This window comes from Polyangium jinanense (genome assembly GCF_028435365.1).
Genome location: NZ_JAGTJJ010000007.1, coordinates 358,739 through 377,097, shown reverse-complemented (window position 1 = coordinate 377,097; position 18,359 = coordinate 358,739). Strand labels below are relative to the sequence as shown.

Genomic DNA, 18,359 nt, shown 5'->3' with positions numbered 1-18,359 from the left:
TCCTCGTCAGAACGCGACGTCGTTGGCGAGCGCGGCGGCGAGCGCGCGATCCTCCTCGTCCCGCACGAGATCCACCCCGCGCGTATAAAACCGCAGCGCCGCCGCCCTCGGGCGGCCGTCGTTCTCGTGCGCGAGCGCGTGCGACGCGTGCCGCACGAGCAGCGCGAGCTCGTAGGCGCGGCCGAGCGTCAGCGCGAAGCGCCGCGCGCCCGCCTCGACCCCGAGCGGATCCTTCTGGAACGTCTCGGCGAGCCACCGCGCCGCGTGCGTCGCCGCCGAAAGCGCCCCCTCGCCCGCCCGCCGGAGCGCGTCGTCCGGCGCCGTCGACACGAGCGCTCGAATGTCGGCGAGCAGATCCTCGAGCGGCCCCTCTTTTTGCAGGGCGCGCAGCGTATCGAGCGAGAGCACGTTCGTCGTGCCTTCCCAGATCGGCAACACCTGCGCATCACGATAGATGCGCGGGATCCCCGTGTCCTCCACGTACCCGGCGCCGCCGAAGCATTCGAGCACCTCGCTCAGCACCGTGACCGCCTGCTTGCCCGTCGTGAGCTTCGCGAGTGGCGTCACGAGGCGCAAAAGGCGCGCCTCCGACTCCGTGATCGTACCCGCCTCCTCGCGCCCGAGCAGCTCGACGGCGCGGAACGCGAGGTGGAAAGCGCCCTCAGCCTCGGCCGAGAGATCGGCGAGCGTGTCGATGTGCAAAGGCTTGTCCGAAAGCGGCGCGCCGAACTGCACGCGGCGACGCGCATAATCACGGGCGAGCGCAATGCCGCGCCGCATCCCCGCCGCCGCGCAGACCGCATTCCACGTGCGCGTCACGTTCAGCATCGGCGAGATGTTCCGGATCCCGTCCGCGAGCCCCTTCACCGGCATGGCCAAGGCCCCGGCCAGCGTCAGCTCCGCCGTCGGCACCTTCCGGGTCCCGAGTTTGTCCTTCAGCCGATTGACCTGGATCCCATTCATCCGCCCGTCCGGCCCGAAGACGTCCACGTAAAACAGCGCGAGCCCGCGGCCGCCGGGCGGATTGCCCTCCGGGCGGCCCAGCGTCAGCGCCATCTGCGACGTCGTCGCCGAGGTGAACCATTTCGTCCCATACAGCCGAAAATTCCCGTCCGCGTCCTTCCGCGCCTCCGTCTCGGAGAGCCCCACGTCGCTCCCGCCGGTCCGCTCCGTCATCCATTGCCCGCTCGTCCAGGCCTTTGCCGGATCACGGCTCGTCAGGCGCGCGAATGCCCTCGCCGCGAAATCGTTCTCGTCGCGCACGTCGCGGTGCGTGAGCAGCGTCTTGGCCGCGCCGTCCGTCATCGCGAGCGGACAGGTGTACACGTCGGTCGAGGAATCGAAGAGGTACACCAGGGCAAACTGGTGCACGCGGGACACGTCGCCGCTCCGCTTTTCGTAGCCCGTCGCGACCACGCCTTTTTCGGCGGCGATCCGCGCGGCACGTTTCCAGACCTGCGTCACCTCGATCTGATCGACGCGATGCCCCCACGCGTCCCACTGCGTCAGCTTGGGCTCGTTCAGGCGGTCTTCGAGCTGCAGCCGGTAGAGCTCGCCGCCGGCGAGCTCGCCCATCTCGCGGAGGCTCGGCTCGGCTTCGCGGAGGACGTCGGACGGGAACACACGCTTCAAGTACGAGCGGAGAACACGGTCGTCGTCGTACTGGTTGCCGATCTCGGGGGGAGCTTGGTAGAAGGCCATCGCGCGGGAGTATACGCAAAATCGGCTTCCCGCGTGACGCAGAATCGACTACGGGACGCCGCCATGCTCAAAGGCCGGTTCTCCCCCGCACTCGTTCTCTCGATCGCCGCGCTCGCCGCGGGTTGCGGCGCTTCCACGCCGCCGCCCGCCTCGGCCGACGCCACGAAGGAGGCTCCGAAATCCGAAACGCCCGCGCCCGGGGGCGAAGCCGCGGCCGAAGCGCCTCCCTCCGAGGAGGGCGAAGGCGACGCCGAGCCCCCGGAGCCGAGCTTCGCGGAGCTGCGCAAGGCCGCGATGGCCTGCACCCCCGACGAGAACGGCTCGCTCGACGACTGCGAAGCGTTCCGGAAATGGCTCGAGGCGGAGCAAGCGTTCGAGAATGGCAAGGCGAACCCGGAGCTCCTGAAGATGCTCGGGAGCCAGGATCCCAAGGAGCGACGCGTCGCGGCCGAGAAGCTCATGCAGACGCTGAACGAAGAGACCGCCGACGCCGCGAAGGTGGACGCCGTCCTCGGCTTGGCCGAGAAGGAGCGCGACGAGACCCTCGGCGACCTGTTCGGGAGGTTCGTCGCCGGCCTCCCCCTCGTCAAGGTGGGCAAAATCGATCGGGCGATCACGATCGCCAAGGCGCACCCAGTATCGGATTACACGGACGCGTTCGTGCGCGTGGTGGGCTTTGGCTCCACGAATCGTGACCCCAAGGTCGTAGCCTACGGGATCGAGGTCAGCAAAGACGCGTCCGCCTCGCGGCGCAGCCTCGCGCTGAATCTCCTCGGCGACCTCGCCCCGTACTTTCCCGACGAAACCTGCAAGGTCATCAACGCCCTTCGCGCCGACAAGGACGATTTCGTCAAGAACCGCGCGGCGGAGAGGATCGCCTCGATCGCCAAGTGCGCGTCCTTCACGGACAAGCTGCTCGACGACCTCTCCACCATCGACGTGAAGAAAAACATCGGCTTCGAGACGGGAATGGCGCTGGAAAAGATCTGCAAGCGGAGCGACCTCACGCCCGCCCAGCGCAGCAAGGGGAGCAAGGCCGCCCGTCGCATCACGGACGCCCCCACCGTGCACACGAACACGCGGTCTTACACGATGGCGGCCATCATCGGCTGCGACCCCAAGGACGGCCCCGCCTACGTCGCCAAGTACAAGAACGACAAGGACAAGACCATCGCCGCCCGCGCGGCCGAGCTCACGAAATAAGGCTACGGACGTCGGGGCGCCCACGAGGCGCCCTCGTACGTGAGCACCGAGAGCGGGTAGGAGGGGGCGCCCGCGGCGACCGCATTCAGGATCTCGCGCGCCTCCTCGCCACGCAGGGGCAACCCCGCGAGCTCGTCGAGCTTCACCCACCGGGCGCCGAGGGAGTGCTCGTCGGCCTCGCTCTTCGGGGTCGGGTCGCCGTCGGGCTTCGCCAGGAAAAACACACGGCAGCGCGCCGTCCCGCTCGGGTGCGGCGAGTGTTCGACGCGCAGGACGCCCTGGATCGCCGCGCGCACGCCGGCCTCTTCGAGCGTCTCGCGCACCGCGGCGTCGACGATCCGCTCGCCCGGCTCCACGCGCCCGCCGGGCAGGTACCACGTTTGCCCGTGCCCGCGCTCGTGCACGAGCAGGTACTCGTCACCACGCCGCACGACGACCATCGCGAAGAACCAGGTAGGGATGGGCCTGCGGGACACCCGTGCAGGATACTCGGCGGTCGCCGGGAGGGGAAGGCTTCGATTTGGAAGGCCAAACACCCGGCCCCGAGGGCCGGGTGAGGCGGGAGGGAGGCGGGGCAGCCAACGTTTATCGGGAATCGGCCGGGCTCGAGGGCGTGGGGTTGGTGCTCTCGGCCTTCTTCTTCTTGGCCCTGCGCGTCTTGGCGCCCTTCACGCCGGTCGCCGAGCGGTAGGCGCGGGTCTTGTCGTATTTGGCGAGCAGCTCGGCGATCCCCGTGGTGCGCGCGCGACCTTCGATGGAGTTCGCGATGGCGTGGACCCTGCGTTGTCTGTCGTCGTCGTAATGCGCGCGGCTCTCTTCGAGCAGCTCGACGAGCTTCCGGGCGGCGGGCAGGACCGCGTCGATATCGGCGATGTGGTCATTGTCGAGCAGGATCGCGTCGATCTCGTCCTGCGTGACGCCGGCCTTGGGCCCCACGCTGGCCTGATTGGCGACGACCTCCGAGACCGCCTCGGAGAATCCGGGGCGCTCGACGAGCAGGCCGCGCAGGGCGCGATGCGGGAGATCGACGAGAAACGTTCCGTGCATCGAACAATCGAGCACGAGCGAGCCGACAGGGACGGGCGGGATGGGCATGGCATTCTCCGTGATCCCTCTCCTGGACCATGACACCCGGGAAAACGCATCGCGACGCGGGGTCATTGCGATCCTCGAAGGGGCGCTTGGGTTCATCGAGCACTGCAATCGATGCGCGCATGTTGAACGCCCGCGAACGAGGGTCGATGCAGACGGAAACTTGCTGTCTCATCGATCGGGTCGAGGAGGTCGAGCGACCGGGTCGAGGAGGTCGGCGATCGGGCCGAGGAGGTCGAGCGACCGGGTCGAGGAGGTCGGCGACCGGGTCGAGGCGGTCGGCGACCGGGTCGAGGAGGTCGAGCGATCGGGTCGAGGCGGTCGGCGACCGGGTCGAGGAGGTCGAGCGACCGGGTCGAGGAGGTCGGCGACCGGGTCGAGGCGGTCGGCGACCGGGTCGAGGCGGTGCTACCTTGTACTGGAGAGCACATCAGAGCGGGTCGATCGCTCGTATTCTTGACTTTTCCGATGCAACAACCTACATCCGTGCCTCGTGAAGCTGTCCAACAAGGGCCGCTACGGGGTGCGGGCGTTGTTCGACATCGCCTTCCACAACGACGGCCGCCCCACGCAGATCCGTGAGATCGCCGAGCGCGAGATGATCCCCGCGCGCTTTCTGGAGCAGATCTTCCAGGACCTGAAGAAGGCCGGCCTCCTCGGCGCGAAGCGTGGACCGCGCGGCGGCTACCACCTCGCGAGGCCCGCCTCCGAGATCACGATCGGCGACGTTTTCCGCGCCCTCGAAGGCCCGATCGTCGTCTGCCCCACCGAGGACGAAGGCCCGCGCGGCGCTGAACCTTGCGGCCCGGACGCGACCGCGGCCGCCTTCAAGGACCTCGCGGTCGCCATCGAAAAGGCCTTCGACGACATCTCCATCGCCGACGTCGTGCAGCGCGGCGAGGCCCTCGGACTGCGCCGCGGCGAGGTCGAGCGGACCGACTACGTCATCTAGGAGCGTGATGCACGAGCCCGGGAAAAAGCCTGCATTGCCCTCGCATCCGCGCGTGGTCGGCTCGGTGCTCGACCTCGTCGGCGACACGCCGCTTTTCGAGATCCAGCGGCTCGACGTGGATGCGCCGCGCGGCCGCGTCTTCGCGAAAGCCGAGCAGCAGAACCCGGGCGGCTCCGTGAAGGACCGCATCTGTCTCGCGATGATCGAGGCCGCCGAGGCGAGCGGCGCGCTCGGTCCGGGTGGCGTCGTCGTGGAGCCGACGAGCGGAAACACGGGGATCGGGCTCGCGCTCGTCTGCGCGGCGAAGGGCTATCGCTGCGTGCTCACGATGCCCGCGAGCATGAGCCTCGAACGCCGGCAGCTCCTCGAAGCGTACGGCGCCGAGGTGATCCTGACCGACGCCGAAGAGCAGATGGAAGGCGCCATCACGAAGGCGCGCGAGATCGTCGAGACGACGAAAGGCGCGTTCATGCCGGCGCAATTCGACAACCCCGAGAACCCGCGTGTCCACGGCGAGACGACGGCCCGCGAGATCTTGCAGGCGATGGCGAACGAGCCGATCCACGCGTTCGTCGCCGGCGTCGGCACCGGCGGCACCGTGAGCGGCGTCGGCGAGCTGCTCCGCCGGAGGAGCCCACGTCCGCGGATCATCGCCGTCGAGCCCGAAGCTTGCGCCACGATCTCGCGCGGCGAGCGCGGCCCGACGAAGATCCAGGGCCTCGCCCCGGGATTCGTCCCGAAGAACTATCACCCCGAGCACGTCGACGAGGTGCGCACGGTGGGTGAGCGAGCGGCGTACGAGACGAAGGTCGCGCTCGCCCGCAAGGAGGGGCTGCTCGTGGGGATCAGCGCGGGCGCGGCCGTGAAGGTCGCGCTCGACGTCGCGCGCGAGCTCGGCCCCGGCGCCAACGTGGTCACGGTGCTCTGTGACACGGGGGAGCGGTATTTCAGCCTCGACGAGTACTTCAAGTAGCAGCCACCACGGAGAGACCCACATGCCTGTCGTTCGTATCCCCACCCCCATGCGCACGCTGACCGCCAACAAAGACGAGGTCGAAGCGACGGGCGCGACCGTCGGCGAGATCATCGAGGATCTCGAAAAACGCCACCCGGGCATCCGCGATCGGCTGCTCGACGCGAAGGGCGTCCGCCGCCACGTGAACATCTTCGTCGGCGACGAGGACATCCGCTTCCTCGACGGCCTGAAGTCCGAGGTGAAGGCGACGGATCAGGTCTCGATCGTGCCCGCGATCGCGGGCGGCAGCGACGCCTAGGATGCGCTCGTCGCTCGTGCGGTCGCGCCGCTTCGGCTCGGTGATCGAGGCCGTCGGGAACACGCCGCTCGTCCGCCTCGATCGCGTGGCCCGGGAGGCGCCGAGCGTCGAGGTGTACGCGAAGCTCGAGTTCTGTAACCCCGGCGGCTCGGTGAAAGACCGGGCCGCGCTGCGGATGATGACGAAGGCGATCGAGGAGGGGAAGCTCGGCACGGGCAAGATCCTCATCGACTCGACGAGCGGCAACACGGGCGTCGCGTATTCGATCTTCGGCGCCGCGCTCGGCGTGCCCGTACGCCTCGTGATGCCCTCGAACGTGACCAAGGCGCGCAAGGACATCGCGCGCGCCTTCGGCACGGAGATCATCTTCAGCGATCCGATGGAGGGCTCCGACGGAGCGATCCGGTACGTGCGCGAGATCGTGGCGAAGGATCCGGACGTCTACTTCTACCCGGACCAGTACTCGAACCCGAACAACCCGCTCGCGCATTACCACGGCACGGGCGTGGAGATCCTCGACGCCCTCGGCGATCGCATCACGCACTTCGTCGCGGGGATCGGCACGAGCGGGACGATCGTGGGCACGTCGCGTCGGTTGAAGGAGCACACGCGCCCGATCCGCTGCGTCGCGGTCGAGCCCACGGAGGCCATGCACGGGCTCGAAGGGCTGAAGCACCTGCCGAGCTCGCTCGTGCCGGCGATCCACGACGGGAGCGCCTACGACGAGACGCGGAGGGTCACCACGGAAGACGGCTGGGACATGGCCGACAGGCTCGCGCGCGAGGAGTCGCTGCTCGTCGGGCATTCGAGCGGGGCGAACGTGTTCGCGGCCGTGGAGATCGCCAAGGAGCTGCACCAGACGGTAGGCGGCGGGTGCGTGGTCGCGATCGTGTGTGATCGCGGCGATCGGTACTTCGCGCCGATGAAATGGGAGAAGCGTTATCTATGGTGACGGATCATCCGTGGACGCGCGGCAACCTCAAAATCACGCGCGCCGCGCTCGCCATCGTGGAGAAGGACGCGCTCCGGGGGTACGCGGCGGACGAGGAGGCGTGCGGATACCTGCGTGGCCCCGCTTCGATCCCGCTCGTCTGCGACGAGGCCGTGGTCATGCAGAACGTCGCGAACAAGCTGCATGCAATCGATCCGGAGCGGTACTTCCGCACGGCGCGCACGTACTTCTCGTTCAACGAGAAGAAGTTCGACGACGCGGTCCGCACCGCGGCGCGTGAAGGTCGCCCCGTGAAGATCCTCTACCACTCGCACCTCGACGCGGGCGCGTACTTCAGCCCCACGGACGCGGCCGTGATGAGCATGGGCGAGCCGCCCGCGCACGAGGGCGGCGAGATCACGATGGGCCCGGGCCCGGCCTGGCCCCTCGCGTTCCTCGTGACGAGCGTGCGCGACGGCAAGATCGACGAGCACCGGCTCTTCGTGTGGGACGCGGAGGCGCGGGTCTTCGTGGCCCAAGCGATCACGGTCGTCGAGGAGTAACCAGAACCTCACCCCCCAACCCCCTCTCCGCGCGGCGGAGAGGGGGTGAACGGCGCTGGATCGAGCCGGAAACTCCCTCCCTCTCCACGGTGTGGAGAGGGAGGGTTGGGGAGGGTGAGGTCCGGAAGGGATGCCTATGGAACACCCTATGAGCGGCTTCGTCGTCTGGTTCACGGGCCTGTCCGGCGCAGGCAAGAGCACGCTCGGCGCGCTGCTCGCGGCGGAGCTCCGCACGCGTGGCGTGCACGTCGAGGTGCTCGACGGCGACGAGGTGCGCACGCACCTCTCGAAGGGTCTCGGGTTTTCCCGGGAGGATCGCGACACCAACGTGCGCCGCATCGGCTTCGTGGCGAAGCTCGTCGCACGGAGCGGCGCGTGCGCGATCACCGGCGCGATCAGCCCGTTCCGAGCGATCCGCGACGAGCAACGTGCGCAGATCGAGAGGTTCGTCGAGGTGTACTGCTCGGCGTCGATCGACGCGCTCGCCGACCGGGATCCGAAGGGCCTCTACCGCAAGGCGCTGGCGGGCGAGATCAAGGGGTTTACGGGGATCGACGACCCGTACGAGCCGCCCGCGTCGCCCGAGGTCACCGTCTATACGGACCGCGAGAGCAAGGAAGAGAGCCTCGCGCGGATCGTCGCGCGGCTGGAGGAGCTCGGGTACGTCCCTGCGCTGAAGCGGAGCGTGGGTCGCGTGCGCGCGCATCTCCGCCCGCCGCTCGGGCGGCCGCATGGCGGAGAGCTCAGGATCCGCGCCACGCCCTCGGCCCCGCGGGGGCAGCTCGCCGAATACCTGCGATCGAAGCCGGTGATCGACCTCGACGCGGAGGCCGAGATCGACGTCGCGCTCTTCGCGACGGGCGCGCTCTCGCCACTCAGGGGGTTTTTCGGCGAGAAGGATTTCCTTCGTGTCGCGAGGGAGATGCGGCTCGAAAACGGCCTGGCCTGGCCCATGCCGATCACGCTGCCCGTGAGCGAGGAGGTGGCCGGGGGGCTGCGCATCGGCGCGATCGCCACGCTGCGAGCGCGGGACGGTCGAACCGTGGCGATGATCGAGGTGAACGACGTGTACCGCCCGCCGACGTCGCTCGCCTCGCCGCTCGGCGAGGAGGATCCGGATCTCGCGCGGGCCCTTACGCGCGGACCCGTGCTCGTGGGCGGCGAGGTGTCCGTGTTCGAGCCGAACACAGGGCCCTCGGTCCACGGTGTGGGCACGACGCGGAGGATGTTCATGGCACGAGGCCTCACGACCGTCGCAGGCATACGCGCGCGATCGCTACCGCGTCGGGCCGAGGAGCACCTCGCCAAAGTCGCGCTGGAGATCACGGGAGGGCTGTGGGTCCAGGCGATCGAGGCGCTCGAAGGCGACGGCGAGCCGGAGGCGGCGAGCCTTTCCATGCGCCTGCGCTCGCACGAGGTCCTCGTCGAGCGGTATTTCCCGGCGGAGCGGGTGGTCCTGTCGGCGGGCCTGCCAGCGCGGCGCGGCGGGGGGCGGCAGGCAGTGCTCGACGCGATCGTGTGCCAGAACCACGGCTGTTCCCACGCCATCCTGGTCGGATCGACGTACGCAGGCGGCGTGAGCGGTGCAGAGCGGGCGTTCCGCGTCTATGCTCCCGGAGAGCTCGGGGTCGTGCCACTTTGCTTCGAGGACGCGTTTCACTCCACCCGGACGAACTCGATGGCGACCTCGCGGAGCGCCCCGGGGGACGCGTCCACGTGGATCACGCTCACCGAAGCGGAGATCCTCGCGATGATCGCGCGCGGCGAAGCGCCGCCGCCCGAGGTCCTGCGGCCCGAGGTGTTCGAGGTGCTCGCCGCGGGGCCTCGCTCGCAGCCCTGATCACGGGCGTCCTCTTCTTCGCCGCGCCCGGCGCGAAGGCCGAGCTCGCCGAGGACGCCGAGCGCCTCACGAGCACCTGGAAAGCCCGCGGCGCCGAGACCTCGCGCCTGCCGACGATCTTCCTCGAACACGGCCGGAACAAGCGCGTCGAGGTCTCGCAAGAGCGCCCCGAGGACGAGGTCCCCGGCTGCACGACGGTCGTGTTCCTCGGCGCGCCGAGCGCCGACTTCGCCGTGCTCACGGCCTCCGAGGCCGACGGCCCCACGTTCCCGCCGGGCCTCTTGCCGCACGGCCATCCCACGATCGACGCCGAGGATCGCGGCACGAAGAGCTCGCTCGGCGCCGTCTCGCTCGTTCGATGTGGCCCGCGCCGCGCCGATCTCGATGGGCTCGTCATCTCGATGCGCTCGCCCCGCGGCGCGATCGAGGTGCTCGTGGCGCGCTCGCCCGCGCCGCTCGGCGATCACCGCGAGGCGCTGCCCGAGCGCGCCTTCGGCCTGGTCGCGCCGCGCGGCAATCCGGGAAGGCCCATCGAGCCGGGGCCACTCGCCGAGCGCACGCTCCGCGCCGAGCAGCGGGCGCACGCCGAGGGCGCGGAGCGGTTCACGCGCGTGCCCCTGGTCGCCTCGTCCGAGGGCGCGGGCGAATACCAGCTCCGCCTCGGCGAAGGCTGCCACCGCGTCCAGATCATGGCCGCCGTGCCCCCGACCTTCCCGCACCGCGCGACCGACGTCGACGCGGAAGCACGTGACGACGCGGGCCGCGTGCTTGCGCGTGATCGCAGCGAGACCGCGGACGCCCGGCTCGACTTCTGCCTCGGCGAAGCGACACGCGTCACCGTGCCGTTCGCGGGCGCGGCGGGCGTGGTGCCGATGATGGCGACGGACGCGGTCTGGGCCATCCCGCGCGTGATCCCGAACCACTGGGGCGCGCGCACGCGCGCCGGCTTCGCGTACGCGCTCCGCAGGCGAAACGCGCCCGAGCCCACGGCGGCACCCGTCTTCGAATCGCTCGGCGTGGCGGGCCCGACGATGGTGCCGATCACGCTGGAGCCGGGGCGCTGTTACCTCGCAGCCCTCGCGGTCGCGCGGGGCGAGTCGCGGGGCCTAAGGCTCGCGGCGACCGTCGGCGACAGGTACATGCGCGACGAGGTGGTCGATCGTCCCGAGGGCGCCGTGCTCGCATTCTGCGCCGAGAGCGAGGAGTCAGCCCGGATCGACATCGAGGCGCGCGGCTCGGGTGTCTGGTGGACATTCGCGCTCTTCGCGCTCGGAGGGGGCGAACCTTGACGCGCCTGCCCGTTGGGATCGCCTCGCTCGCGCTCGCCGCGTTCGTCGCAGGATGTGGCGGCGCGCCCGTGAAACCGGAAAAGCCCGCGGCGGCGCGGCCTGCGCCTCCACGCGTGCTCCCGGGGAAGGCCGATGGACACGCGCTCCTCGCCGGGGACGCCGCGCGTGTGCAGGCCGCGGGCGCGGGCACGCTCGAGGTCGTCGCCTCGGAATACCTCTCCGAGGGCGACAAGGTCGGCGCCTTCGTCGAGATCCCGCTCGACGCGTGCGCGCTCGTCATGGCGCGCGGATCGCCCTCGGTCGTCGACGTGGATCTCTTCACGTACGAGGACGACGGCGCGAGCTTCGCCGTCGACGAGTCGACGGACGCACGCCCGGCGGTCCTCGTCTGCCCGCCGCACCCAAAGCGGCTCTGGCTCGCAGCGCGTGTCGTGTCGGGCTCGGGCCTCGTCGGCCTCGGCGTGCAGAGCGTGCCAACGTCCGCCGTGGCCGCGGTGGAGCAAGCCGCCGGCGCGCGCGGTCGATCCGGCGGCGAGACGGGTCGGCTGGAAGCGTGGCCCGGGCTCGAAGCAAAGCTCATCGCGCATCGCGCCTGGCTCGGCGGCCGCTGGGAGGACGTGCGCCGCGCAGCCGTGCCCGTCGCGCCCCGCGCCGCCACACGCCTCACAGTCGCCGTCGAGGCAGGCCGTTGTCTCGACGTGTTCGTCTCCCCGAGCGACGAGATCGGCTCGCTCGAAGTGGTCGCGGAGGACCCCGCGGGCCGCATCCTCGCGCGCGGCAAGGATCGCGGCCGCGACCGCTCGATCGTGCTCTGCTCCGCCACGACGAACGAGGTCACGGTCGCGATCCGCCCGCGCGCCTCCACCGGCCTCGTGGCCGTCGTGGCGAGCCGCTCCGCGCCAGGCGCGGGCGCGGCCCTCGACCCTTCCGCGCGCGCCGAGCACGTGACCGAGACCCGCGAGCTCGACGCGGCCCGCGCGGCCCTCGCGAAGGACCTCGCCGGCAAGGGCCTCGGCGCCCCAAAGACCGTGCTCGTCAGCTCGGCCAAGCTCGGCAGCCGCGCCGCCGCCGCGCTCGATTTGCCCGCCGGCTGCGCGCGGATCGACGTCGTCGCAGGCAAGCCCCTCGCCGACGCCGCAGCCTCGCTCTGGAACGATCGAGGCGCCCTCCTCGCCGAGGGCCGCGGCGGCGCAGGCGTGACGCTCTTCGCTTGTGGCCCGAGCGGTCCGGCGCGGCTCGACGTGGAGGCCCTCGCGCGCCCCGGCCCCTTCGCCGTGGAGCTCCGCAAGGACGAAGCCGCGCCCGCCGCACTCGTCGCGCATCCCCTCGCAGCCGCGCGTCTACTCGCCGTGCTCGACGCCGGCGGAGCGCGCATCTCGGCCGCATCCGCCTCCGGGGCCCAAGTCGTCTCCCTCGACGCCAGCGCGCGCACAGCCTTGCCCTTCGACATCCCTGCACGCGGCTGCGTCGAGGTCGTAGCCGCACTCGATCGCGGCGGCACGGGTCTCGATCTCCGTCTCGCCGACGCCTCCACCGGCGAGAACACCGTCACCCGCGGCCGGTTCGTTCTGACCGACCGTCTCTGCGCAGGCGCCGCAGGCGCCAAGGGCAACGCCGAGCTCCGCCTCCTCGCGGGCAAGGCCGAGGCCCTCGTGCTCGTGCGCCCACTTTCCCCGTAGGGCGGCGCCGCGCCGGGGCGCTGCCCCGGGCCCCGCGGGGGCTGTTCGCCCCTCGACCCGAACCAGCGCAAGCGCTGGACCATTTGGGGAAGAACTGCGCGATGCGCAGTTCTTCCCACAGGCCGGTGGCAAGACCACGGACGGCGTTGCCAGTCACGGCGGTCTTGATTGGCAGGGTCGTACCTGGTCTTGCCTCGACCTGTTCGATGAGCTGCGCATCGCGCAGTTCATCGACCCCGGGTCCAGCGCTTGCGCTGGTCCGGGTCCAGGGGCGGACAGCCCCTGGTGGGGCCTGGGGCAACGCCCCAGCGAAACGCCTCCCAGATCAGTGGTAAAGATCGCGTGGCATGCATTCGAGCGACGACTCCGGAAAAACCCGGTTACACGCACCGCCGCGGGACGCCTCGTCCGGCCTCCTCACTGTCCGTGATTTCGAGAAGGCCGCGCGCGCTGCGCTCTCGGCCATGGCGTACGATTATTATCGCTCTGGCGCTGACGCCGAGCGCACGCTCCGGGAGAACCTGCGCGCTTATCGCCGCTGGCAGATTCATGCGCGCGTCCTCGTCGACGTCTCGCGCCTCACCCTCGAAACCGAGATCCTCGGCGCGCCCGTCTCCATGCCGATCCTCATCGCGCCGACGGCCTATCACAAGCTCGCGCACCCCGACGGCGAGCTCGCGACTGCCCGCGCCGCTGCGCGGGCTGGCACCATTTATACCGTCTCCACCCTCGCCACGACCTCCCTCGAAGACATCGCGCGCGCCTCGGAGGGCCCGCTCTGGTTCCAGCTTTACGTCCACAAGGACCGCGAGCTCACCCGCTCGCTCGTCGAGCGCGCCGAGGCCGCTGGGTATCGCGCCATCGTCCTCACCGTCGACACCCCCGTCCTCGGCCGCCGCCTCCGCGACGTGCGCAACGGGTTCGGCCTGCCGGACGGCCTCGTCATGGCGAACCTCGTGGACACGAACGTCGCTGCTGGCGCCTCGGGATCGGCCCTCCACCGCTACATCGCGTCGCGGCACGACGCCTCGCTCTCCTGGCGCGACCTCGACTGGCTGCGCGGCATCACCCGCTTGCCGTTGATCCTCAAAGGAATCGTTCGTCCGGACGATACATTGCTCGCGATCGACGCCGGCGCTGCTGGCATCATCGTTTCGAACCACGGCGCGCGTCAGCTCGACGGCGCGCCGGCCACGCTCGACGTCCTGCCGCGCGTCGTCGAGGCGGCTTCTGGCCGTGTCCCCGTGCTCGTCGACGGCGGCGTGCGCTGGGGGACGGATGTGCTCAAGGCCCTCGCGCTCGGGGCGAACGCGGTCATGCTCGGCCGGCCTGTCCTCTGGGGCCTCGCGACGGCGGGCGAGGCGGGCGTCCTCGGGGTCCTCGACATCCTGCGCGACGAGCTCGCGACGGCCATGGCGCTCTCCGGCTGCCCCTCGCTCGCGGCGATCGATCGCTCTCTCCTCGAACCACGCCCGCGCTGACGCGCTTTTACTTGCACACCGAAATGCCCGCCACGGCGCCGGCCGGCGAGCAGATTGCAGACAACGCGCAATCCTGATTCACGTGACAAACCACCCGCGGCGACACCGTCGTCCCGAGCCGCGGGTGCGTAAACGTCCCCGCGCACTCGCCTTTGGGCACGCATACCGCCGCGATCGTCCGGTCGCCCGGGATCAGGCAACACGCCTCGGCGCCGCAGTCCTCGGGCCCGTCGCACTCGAAGATCACGCCCTCCCCGTTCGCCGTCCGCGGGCACGACCTCCCATCCTGCGTGCACGACGGCGGCTCGAATGTCGCGCAGCACGCCGTATCACAAAGATTTGTCCCGCAACGAATCTGTTTCTTCGCGAGCACCGGTCGCGGCCGCGGCGGCTCCACGCCCCGCGCGGCCGTCGGCTCGGCCGGCGCATCACAGACGCACGGCAAATACCGCGCCCCTTCGTCGTCGCAGACCTGCGTCCCCTGCGCGCCCGCCGGGCATGCGCACGCGACCTGCTGACCCGGCACGCACTCCTTCGACCGACAACCGCCTGACGCTGCGGCCAAAACGACCGACACGACGAGACACGCCCCGAGCGCGAGGAGGCGACGGAAAGTTCGGGCGGAGCGAGGCTGGAGAACGGCCATCACGAGGACGAAGAGATGCCGAGCCTACGGCCGATCGACCCTCCACGTCGATGAGGTTTGCGCGTGTGCGGGCGAAAGCTCGCCATGGAGCCCTGCCTTCGGATCATGGTATGCTCGCAGCTGGCTTCATTTTGCCTGCTCACGGGCGGGCTCGCGGGAGGAGTGTCGGGGCGTGTCCATCGCAGAAGGCGCCATCATCGGCGGCAAGCTTCGGCTCGAACGACCTCTCGCCAAGGGCGGCATGGGCGCGGTGTGGGTCGCTCGCCATCAGCTTCTCGACACCAACGTCGCCGTGAAGTTCATGGAGGGCAGCATCGCGGCAAACGAATCGCTCCGGCAGCGATTCGAGCGCGAGGCCAAGGCCGCGGCCCTCATCAAGAGCCCGCACGTCGTGCAGGTCCTCGACTACGGCGTCGAAGACGGCACCCCGTACATCGTGATGGAGCTGCTCGAAGGCGAGGACCTCGGCACGCGCCTCGAACGCGGCGGCCGCCTCGATCTCACCGAGGCTTACCGCATCCTCGAACCTCTCGGCAAAGCGCTCCGCCGCGCGCACGACCTCGGCATCGTCCACCGCGACCTCAAACCCGGCAACGTCTTCCTCGCGCGGAGCGGCGACGACGAGATCGTCAAGGTCCTCGATTTCGGCATCGCCAAGGACGTCACGATCACCGGACCCGCGACTTCCACGAGCTCCGGCATGATGCTCGGCTCCCCCTCGTACATGAGCCCCGAGCAGATCCGCGAAACCAAGCAGGTCGATCATCGCAGCGATCTCTGGTCGATCGGCGTCATCCTCTACGAGGCGATCACGGGCCGCCTCCCCTTCGACGAGGCCGAGAACATCGGCAAGCTCCTCGTCACGATCTGCACCGACCATGCCCCGCCGCCCTCGTCGCTCGTCCCTTCGCTCGACCCCGCCGTCGATCGATTCTTCGAGCGGGCGCTCGCACGCGACAAGGCCGCCCGTTTCCAGAGCATGGCCGAGCTCGTCGAGGCCTTTGGCCTCCTCGTCGGCATCCGCGCGAACCTGCGATCGCGGCCGAGCATCGAGATCGTTCCGTCGAGCGGCAGGGCCGTCGATGCGCGCACGAACAAGCTCGGCACCGACGTCACCGTCGCCGCCCCGATGACCCTCGACGGCGATCGCGCCTCGTCGCCTCGCGCCTCCGCGCCCGACCCGCGGAGCACGCTCTCGCCTGCCGAAAGCGGCGCACGCGCGTCCTCGTCGCGCAGGTTCGTCCCCGTCGTGCTCGGCGCGGCCGTCGCGCTCGCCATCGGCGCCGGCCTCATCCTCACGCAGGCCTCGAAGACCGGCGCCGACGCTTCTCCCGAGGCGCGCGGCGCCTCTGCGCCTCCCGCGGGGATCTCCTCGCAAGGGGGCCCCGCCGTCGCTCCGGTCGAGGCGCTCCGCTCGGCGCGCCTCCTCGTGACTCCGCCCGATGCCCAGGTCGAGGTCAATGGCCGCAGCGCCCCCGTGGATCACGACGGATACGTCACCATTCATGGCGCGCTCGGCAGCACCCACGCCTTGCGTATCCACAAGGACGGCCGCGAGACCCGCGTCGAGGTCGCCATCACCGCGAACGGCGCTTTACCCGACAAACTCAAGCTCGAAGAAGACGAAACAAAGCTCGCGCAGACGAGCGCCAAACCCAAGGCCGGGGCTCCGCCTGCGTCTGCCGCACCCGCAGCGGGCCCCGCGACCACGACGGCGCCGGTCACGACGGTGGCCCACCCGGTCCCGAAGCCGACGGTCACGACGCCCTCCAAGGATCCCCAGCCCGTGCGAACCTTCGAATGAAACGCTCTGCGGCCCTCCCCTCCCCGATCTGCAAGGCCCTCGCCGCCCTCCTCGCCTCGACGCTCGTCACGACCGCGATCGCGCAGAATGCGCCGGTTTTCCCAACCACTTCCAAGCCGCAGCCCTCGTGGATGAAAAAAGGCGGCCCGCTCCCGCCGCCGCCTCCGCCGCCGCCCCCGCCGCCCGATCCCGCGGCCGAGGCCGAGGCCAAGGCCAAGGACGACGCGCGCAAGCATTTCGAGCAGGGCCTCGCGCTCTTCGACGCCGGCTCCATGGAAGCGGCGCTGCCCGAGTTCCTCACCTCGCTCTCCATTTACCCGACCCGCGCCGCCAAGAAAAACGCCGCGCTTTGCCTTCGCCGCTTGAACCGCTTCGACGAAGCGTTCGACATGAACGAAGAGCTCCTCGCGTTCCCGGGCATCACCGAGGAGGAGAAGCAGGTCGCGCTCCGCGAGATCGCCGAGCTAAGGCCCGTCGTCGGCGACCTCGTCATCGAAGGCGTCCCCGACGGCGCCACCATTTCGATCGACGGAAAACCCCGCGGAACGACGCCTCTCAAAGGCGCCATTCACGTCCCCGTCGGCGAGCGCACCGTCCGCATCTTCAAGGCCGGCTACGAGACGCTCGAAGCGCGATTGCAGGTCGTCGGCGGCAAAACGGCCAAGCTCCCGGCCCTCCTCTCGCGATTGGAGCTCGCCGGCTGGCTCCAGGTCGACGAGGCCTCCGGTTATTCGATGGACGTCCTCATCGACGGCGCGGCCGTGGGCAAGACGCCCTGGCGCGGGCTCGTCGCGTCCGGTGACCACCTCGTCAGCCTGCGCGGCGAAAAACGCCTCGGCACCCAGCCGGCGCGCGTCGAGGTCCGCCCGAGCCTCATCACCCCGATCCTGCTCATCGCCGAGGAACTGCCTTCGGTCCTGCGCGTCGAGGCCAAAACGAAGGACGCCGACATCTCCGTCGACGGCGTCCGCGTCGGCCGCGGCGCGTGGGAAGGCCCCGTCCGGACCGGCTCCCACCGCATCGAGGTCACCGCGAATGGGTTTGTCCGGGAGGAGCGACGTGTCGAGCTCGAAGCCGGCAAACGCGAGGCCGTCGCGGTTGCCCTCGAGCCCGTCCCTCCGCCGTCGGGGTTCTGGGCGGACAAACGCCTCTTTGGCGAGATCGGTGCCACGTTCGCGATTGCGCCCACGTTCGGCGGCAGCCTCGACGCGAGCTGCACGGGCTCGTGCGTGGCCTCGCTCGGGCTCGGGGGCGGCGGCACGCTCCGCTTCGGCCTTGAAATCCGGCGCAAATGGGCTCTCGGCGTCGAGCTCGGCGGCCTCTTCGCGCGCCGCACGTTCACGGATCGCCCCGACGAAGACGTGCACGTCTTCGGCAACATCGCGCCCAACAAGGGCCTCACCGACGACGTCATCACCCTCGGCGGCGCGCACGTCGGCGCCTCCGTCGCGCGCACCGTGGGCGAACGATTCCCGGTCACCTTCCGCCTCGGCGTGGGCGGCTTCTTTGGCTCGGCTGAGGACGACCGCTCCGGCGATTACAAGACGACCGCGCGTGACGTCCCCGACCCGACCAGCACCACCGGCATGCGGCGCAAAGAGAGCGTCTCCTATACGGTCGATCGGGTCACCGAGACCCAGGCAGCGCTCGGGGTCTACCTCGCGCCCGAGGTACGCGCTGGAATGCGAATCTCGGAGAAGCTCGACGTCGCCCTCTCGGTCTCGGCCCTCGTGCTTTTCATCCCCGAGCCTCCTGCCTGGGTGCCCGAGCAAGGGTATGTCCAGGCGAGCACGGACGGTCAGGGCAAATATGATTCCGACACGCTGACCGGCACCTCGATTTTCGCGGTCTCTCCCGGTCTCGTGGCGAAGTACCGATTCTGACTTTCATACCTTACGAGGGAG

At 70.1% G+C, this 18,359-nt stretch carries 15 protein-coding genes; 11 read left to right on the top strand and 4 right to left on the bottom strand.

Annotated features, from left to right (window positions below; translation table 11 throughout):
* Nucleotides 1-6: 6 nt before the first annotated feature.
* The gene (locus KEG57_RS17910) at nucleotides 7-1,701 is read right to left on the bottom strand and encodes an acyl-CoA dehydrogenase family protein (RefSeq protein ID WP_272427984.1); all 1,695 of its coding nucleotides are present in this window, start codon (nucleotides 1,699-1,701) and stop codon (nucleotides 7-9) included.
* A gap of 63 nt (nucleotides 1,702-1,764) precedes the next feature.
* Between KEG57_RS17910 and KEG57_RS17905 the strand changes: the two genes are divergently transcribed.
* Complete coding sequence (locus KEG57_RS17905; RefSeq protein WP_272427983.1) at nucleotides 1,765-2,904, top strand: hypothetical protein; 1,140 nt, start codon at nucleotides 1,765-1,767, stop codon at nucleotides 2,902-2,904.
* 2 nt (nucleotides 2,905-2,906) lie between these two features.
* Here the strand turns inward: KEG57_RS17905 and KEG57_RS17900 are convergent, their stop codons facing one another.
* Both KEG57_RS17900 and KEG57_RS17895 read right to left on the bottom strand, forming a co-directional pair.
* On the bottom strand, nucleotides 2,907-3,380 hold the full coding sequence (locus KEG57_RS17900; protein ID WP_272427982.1) for an NUDIX hydrolase: 474 nt from the start codon (nucleotides 3,378-3,380) through the stop codon (nucleotides 2,907-2,909).
* A gap of 109 nt (nucleotides 3,381-3,489) precedes the next feature.
* The gene (locus tag KEG57_RS17895; RefSeq protein WP_272427981.1) at nucleotides 3,490-3,999 is read right to left on the bottom strand and encodes a hypothetical protein; all 510 of its coding nucleotides are present in this window, start codon (nucleotides 3,997-3,999) and stop codon (nucleotides 3,490-3,492) included.
* A 490-nt stretch (nucleotides 4,000-4,489) separates the two neighbouring features.
* Between KEG57_RS17895 and KEG57_RS17890 the strand changes: the two genes are divergently transcribed.
* The 8 genes from KEG57_RS17890 to KEG57_RS17855 all read left to right on the top strand — a co-directional run bounded on the left by KEG57_RS17890 (nucleotide 4,490) and on the right by KEG57_RS17855 (nucleotide 14,005).
* Entirely contained in the window at nucleotides 4,490-4,948 is a 459-nt protein-coding gene (locus KEG57_RS17890; RefSeq protein WP_272427980.1) for an RrF2 family transcriptional regulator, read from the top strand.
* Nucleotides 4,949-4,955: 7 nt separating this feature from the next.
* Nucleotides 4,956-5,921 carry a cysteine synthase A gene (gene cysK, locus KEG57_RS17885; protein ID WP_272427979.1) on the top strand — a complete coding sequence of 322 codons (966 nt, stop codon included), beginning with the start codon at nucleotides 4,956-4,958 and terminating at the stop codon, nucleotides 5,919-5,921.
* 22 nt (nucleotides 5,922-5,943) lie between these two features.
* Nucleotides 5,944-6,222, top strand: coding sequence for a MoaD/ThiS family protein (locus KEG57_RS17880; RefSeq protein ID WP_272427978.1), 279 nt, complete (start codon nucleotides 5,944-5,946; stop codon nucleotides 6,220-6,222).
* A gap of 1 nt (nucleotide 6,223) precedes the next feature.
* Entirely contained in the window at nucleotides 6,224-7,174 is a 951-nt protein-coding gene (locus KEG57_RS17875) for a PLP-dependent cysteine synthase family protein (protein WP_272458650.1), read from the top strand.
* Nucleotides 7,168-7,716: a M67 family metallopeptidase gene (locus tag KEG57_RS17870; RefSeq protein WP_272427976.1), complete on the top strand. Its 549-nt coding sequence runs from the start codon at nucleotides 7,168-7,170 to the stop codon at nucleotides 7,714-7,716. Before KEG57_RS17875 ends, KEG57_RS17870 begins: the two co-directional genes overlap by 7 nt.
* Before the next feature lie 148 nt (nucleotides 7,717-7,864).
* The gene (gene cysC, locus KEG57_RS17865; protein WP_272427975.1) at nucleotides 7,865-9,556 is read left to right on the top strand and encodes an adenylyl-sulfate kinase; all 1,692 of its coding nucleotides are present in this window, start codon (nucleotides 7,865-7,867) and stop codon (nucleotides 9,554-9,556) included.
* Nucleotides 9,557-10,841: 1,285 nt separating this feature from the next.
* A complete protein-coding gene (locus KEG57_RS17860; protein WP_272427974.1) occupies nucleotides 10,842-12,524 on the top strand; it encodes a hypothetical protein in 1,683 nt (560 codons plus the stop codon).
* A gap of 347 nt (nucleotides 12,525-12,871) precedes the next feature.
* Nucleotides 12,872-14,005, top strand: coding sequence for an alpha-hydroxy acid oxidase (locus KEG57_RS17855; RefSeq protein ID WP_272420907.1), 1,134 nt, complete (start codon nucleotides 12,872-12,874; stop codon nucleotides 14,003-14,005).
* 7 nt (nucleotides 14,006-14,012) lie between these two features.
* On the opposite strand, the gene KEG57_RS17850 is transcribed toward KEG57_RS17855, so the two are convergent.
* The gene (locus tag KEG57_RS17850; RefSeq protein ID WP_272420906.1) at nucleotides 14,013-14,531 is read right to left on the bottom strand and encodes a hypothetical protein; all 519 of its coding nucleotides are present in this window, start codon (nucleotides 14,529-14,531) and stop codon (nucleotides 14,013-14,015) included.
* A 292-nt stretch (nucleotides 14,532-14,823) separates the two neighbouring features.
* Here KEG57_RS17850 and KEG57_RS17845 point away from each other — a divergent pair, with 292 nt between their 5' ends.
* Together KEG57_RS17845 and KEG57_RS17840 are read left to right on the top strand one after the other, a co-directional pair.
* A complete protein-coding gene (locus KEG57_RS17845; RefSeq protein WP_272420905.1) occupies nucleotides 14,824-16,455 on the top strand; it encodes a serine/threonine-protein kinase in 1,632 nt (543 codons plus the stop codon).
* Nucleotides 16,452-18,338: a PEGA domain-containing protein gene (locus KEG57_RS17840; RefSeq protein WP_272420904.1), complete on the top strand. Its 1,887-nt coding sequence runs from the start codon at nucleotides 16,452-16,454 to the stop codon at nucleotides 18,336-18,338. Before KEG57_RS17845 ends, KEG57_RS17840 begins: the two co-directional genes overlap by 4 nt.
* The last annotated feature ends 21 nt before the right edge of the window (nucleotides 18,339-18,359 follow it).

Coding starts and splice junctions, on each gene's coding strand:
- KEG57_RS17875 (WP_272458650.1), top strand. CDS start 6,224: ATGCGCTCGTCGCTCGTGCGGTCGCGCCGCTTCGGCTCGGTGATCGAG.
- cysK (WP_272427979.1), top strand. CDS start 4,956: ATGCACGAGCCCGGGAAAAAGCCTGCATTGCCCTCGCATCCGCGCGTG.
- KEG57_RS17855 (WP_272420907.1), top strand. CDS start 12,872: ATGCATTCGAGCGACGACTCCGGAAAAACCCGGTTACACGCACCGCCG.
- cysC (WP_272427975.1), top strand. CDS start 7,865: ATGAGCGGCTTCGTCGTCTGGTTCACGGGCCTGTCCGGCGCAGGCAAG.
- KEG57_RS17905 (WP_272427983.1), top strand. CDS start 1,765: ATGCTCAAAGGCCGGTTCTCCCCCGCACTCGTTCTCTCGATCGCCGCG.
- KEG57_RS17910 (WP_272427984.1), bottom strand. CDS start 1,701: ATGGCCTTCTACCAAGCTCCCCCCGAGATCGGCAACCAGTACGACGAC.
- KEG57_RS17895 (WP_272427981.1), bottom strand. CDS start 3,999: ATGCCCATCCCGCCCGTCCCTGTCGGCTCGCTCGTGCTCGATTGTTCG.
- KEG57_RS17880 (WP_272427978.1), top strand. CDS start 5,944: ATGCCTGTCGTTCGTATCCCCACCCCCATGCGCACGCTGACCGCCAAC.
- KEG57_RS17870 (WP_272427976.1), top strand. CDS start 7,168: ATGGTGACGGATCATCCGTGGACGCGCGGCAACCTCAAAATCACGCGC.
- KEG57_RS17840 (WP_272420904.1), top strand. CDS start 16,452: ATGAAACGCTCTGCGGCCCTCCCCTCCCCGATCTGCAAGGCCCTCGCC.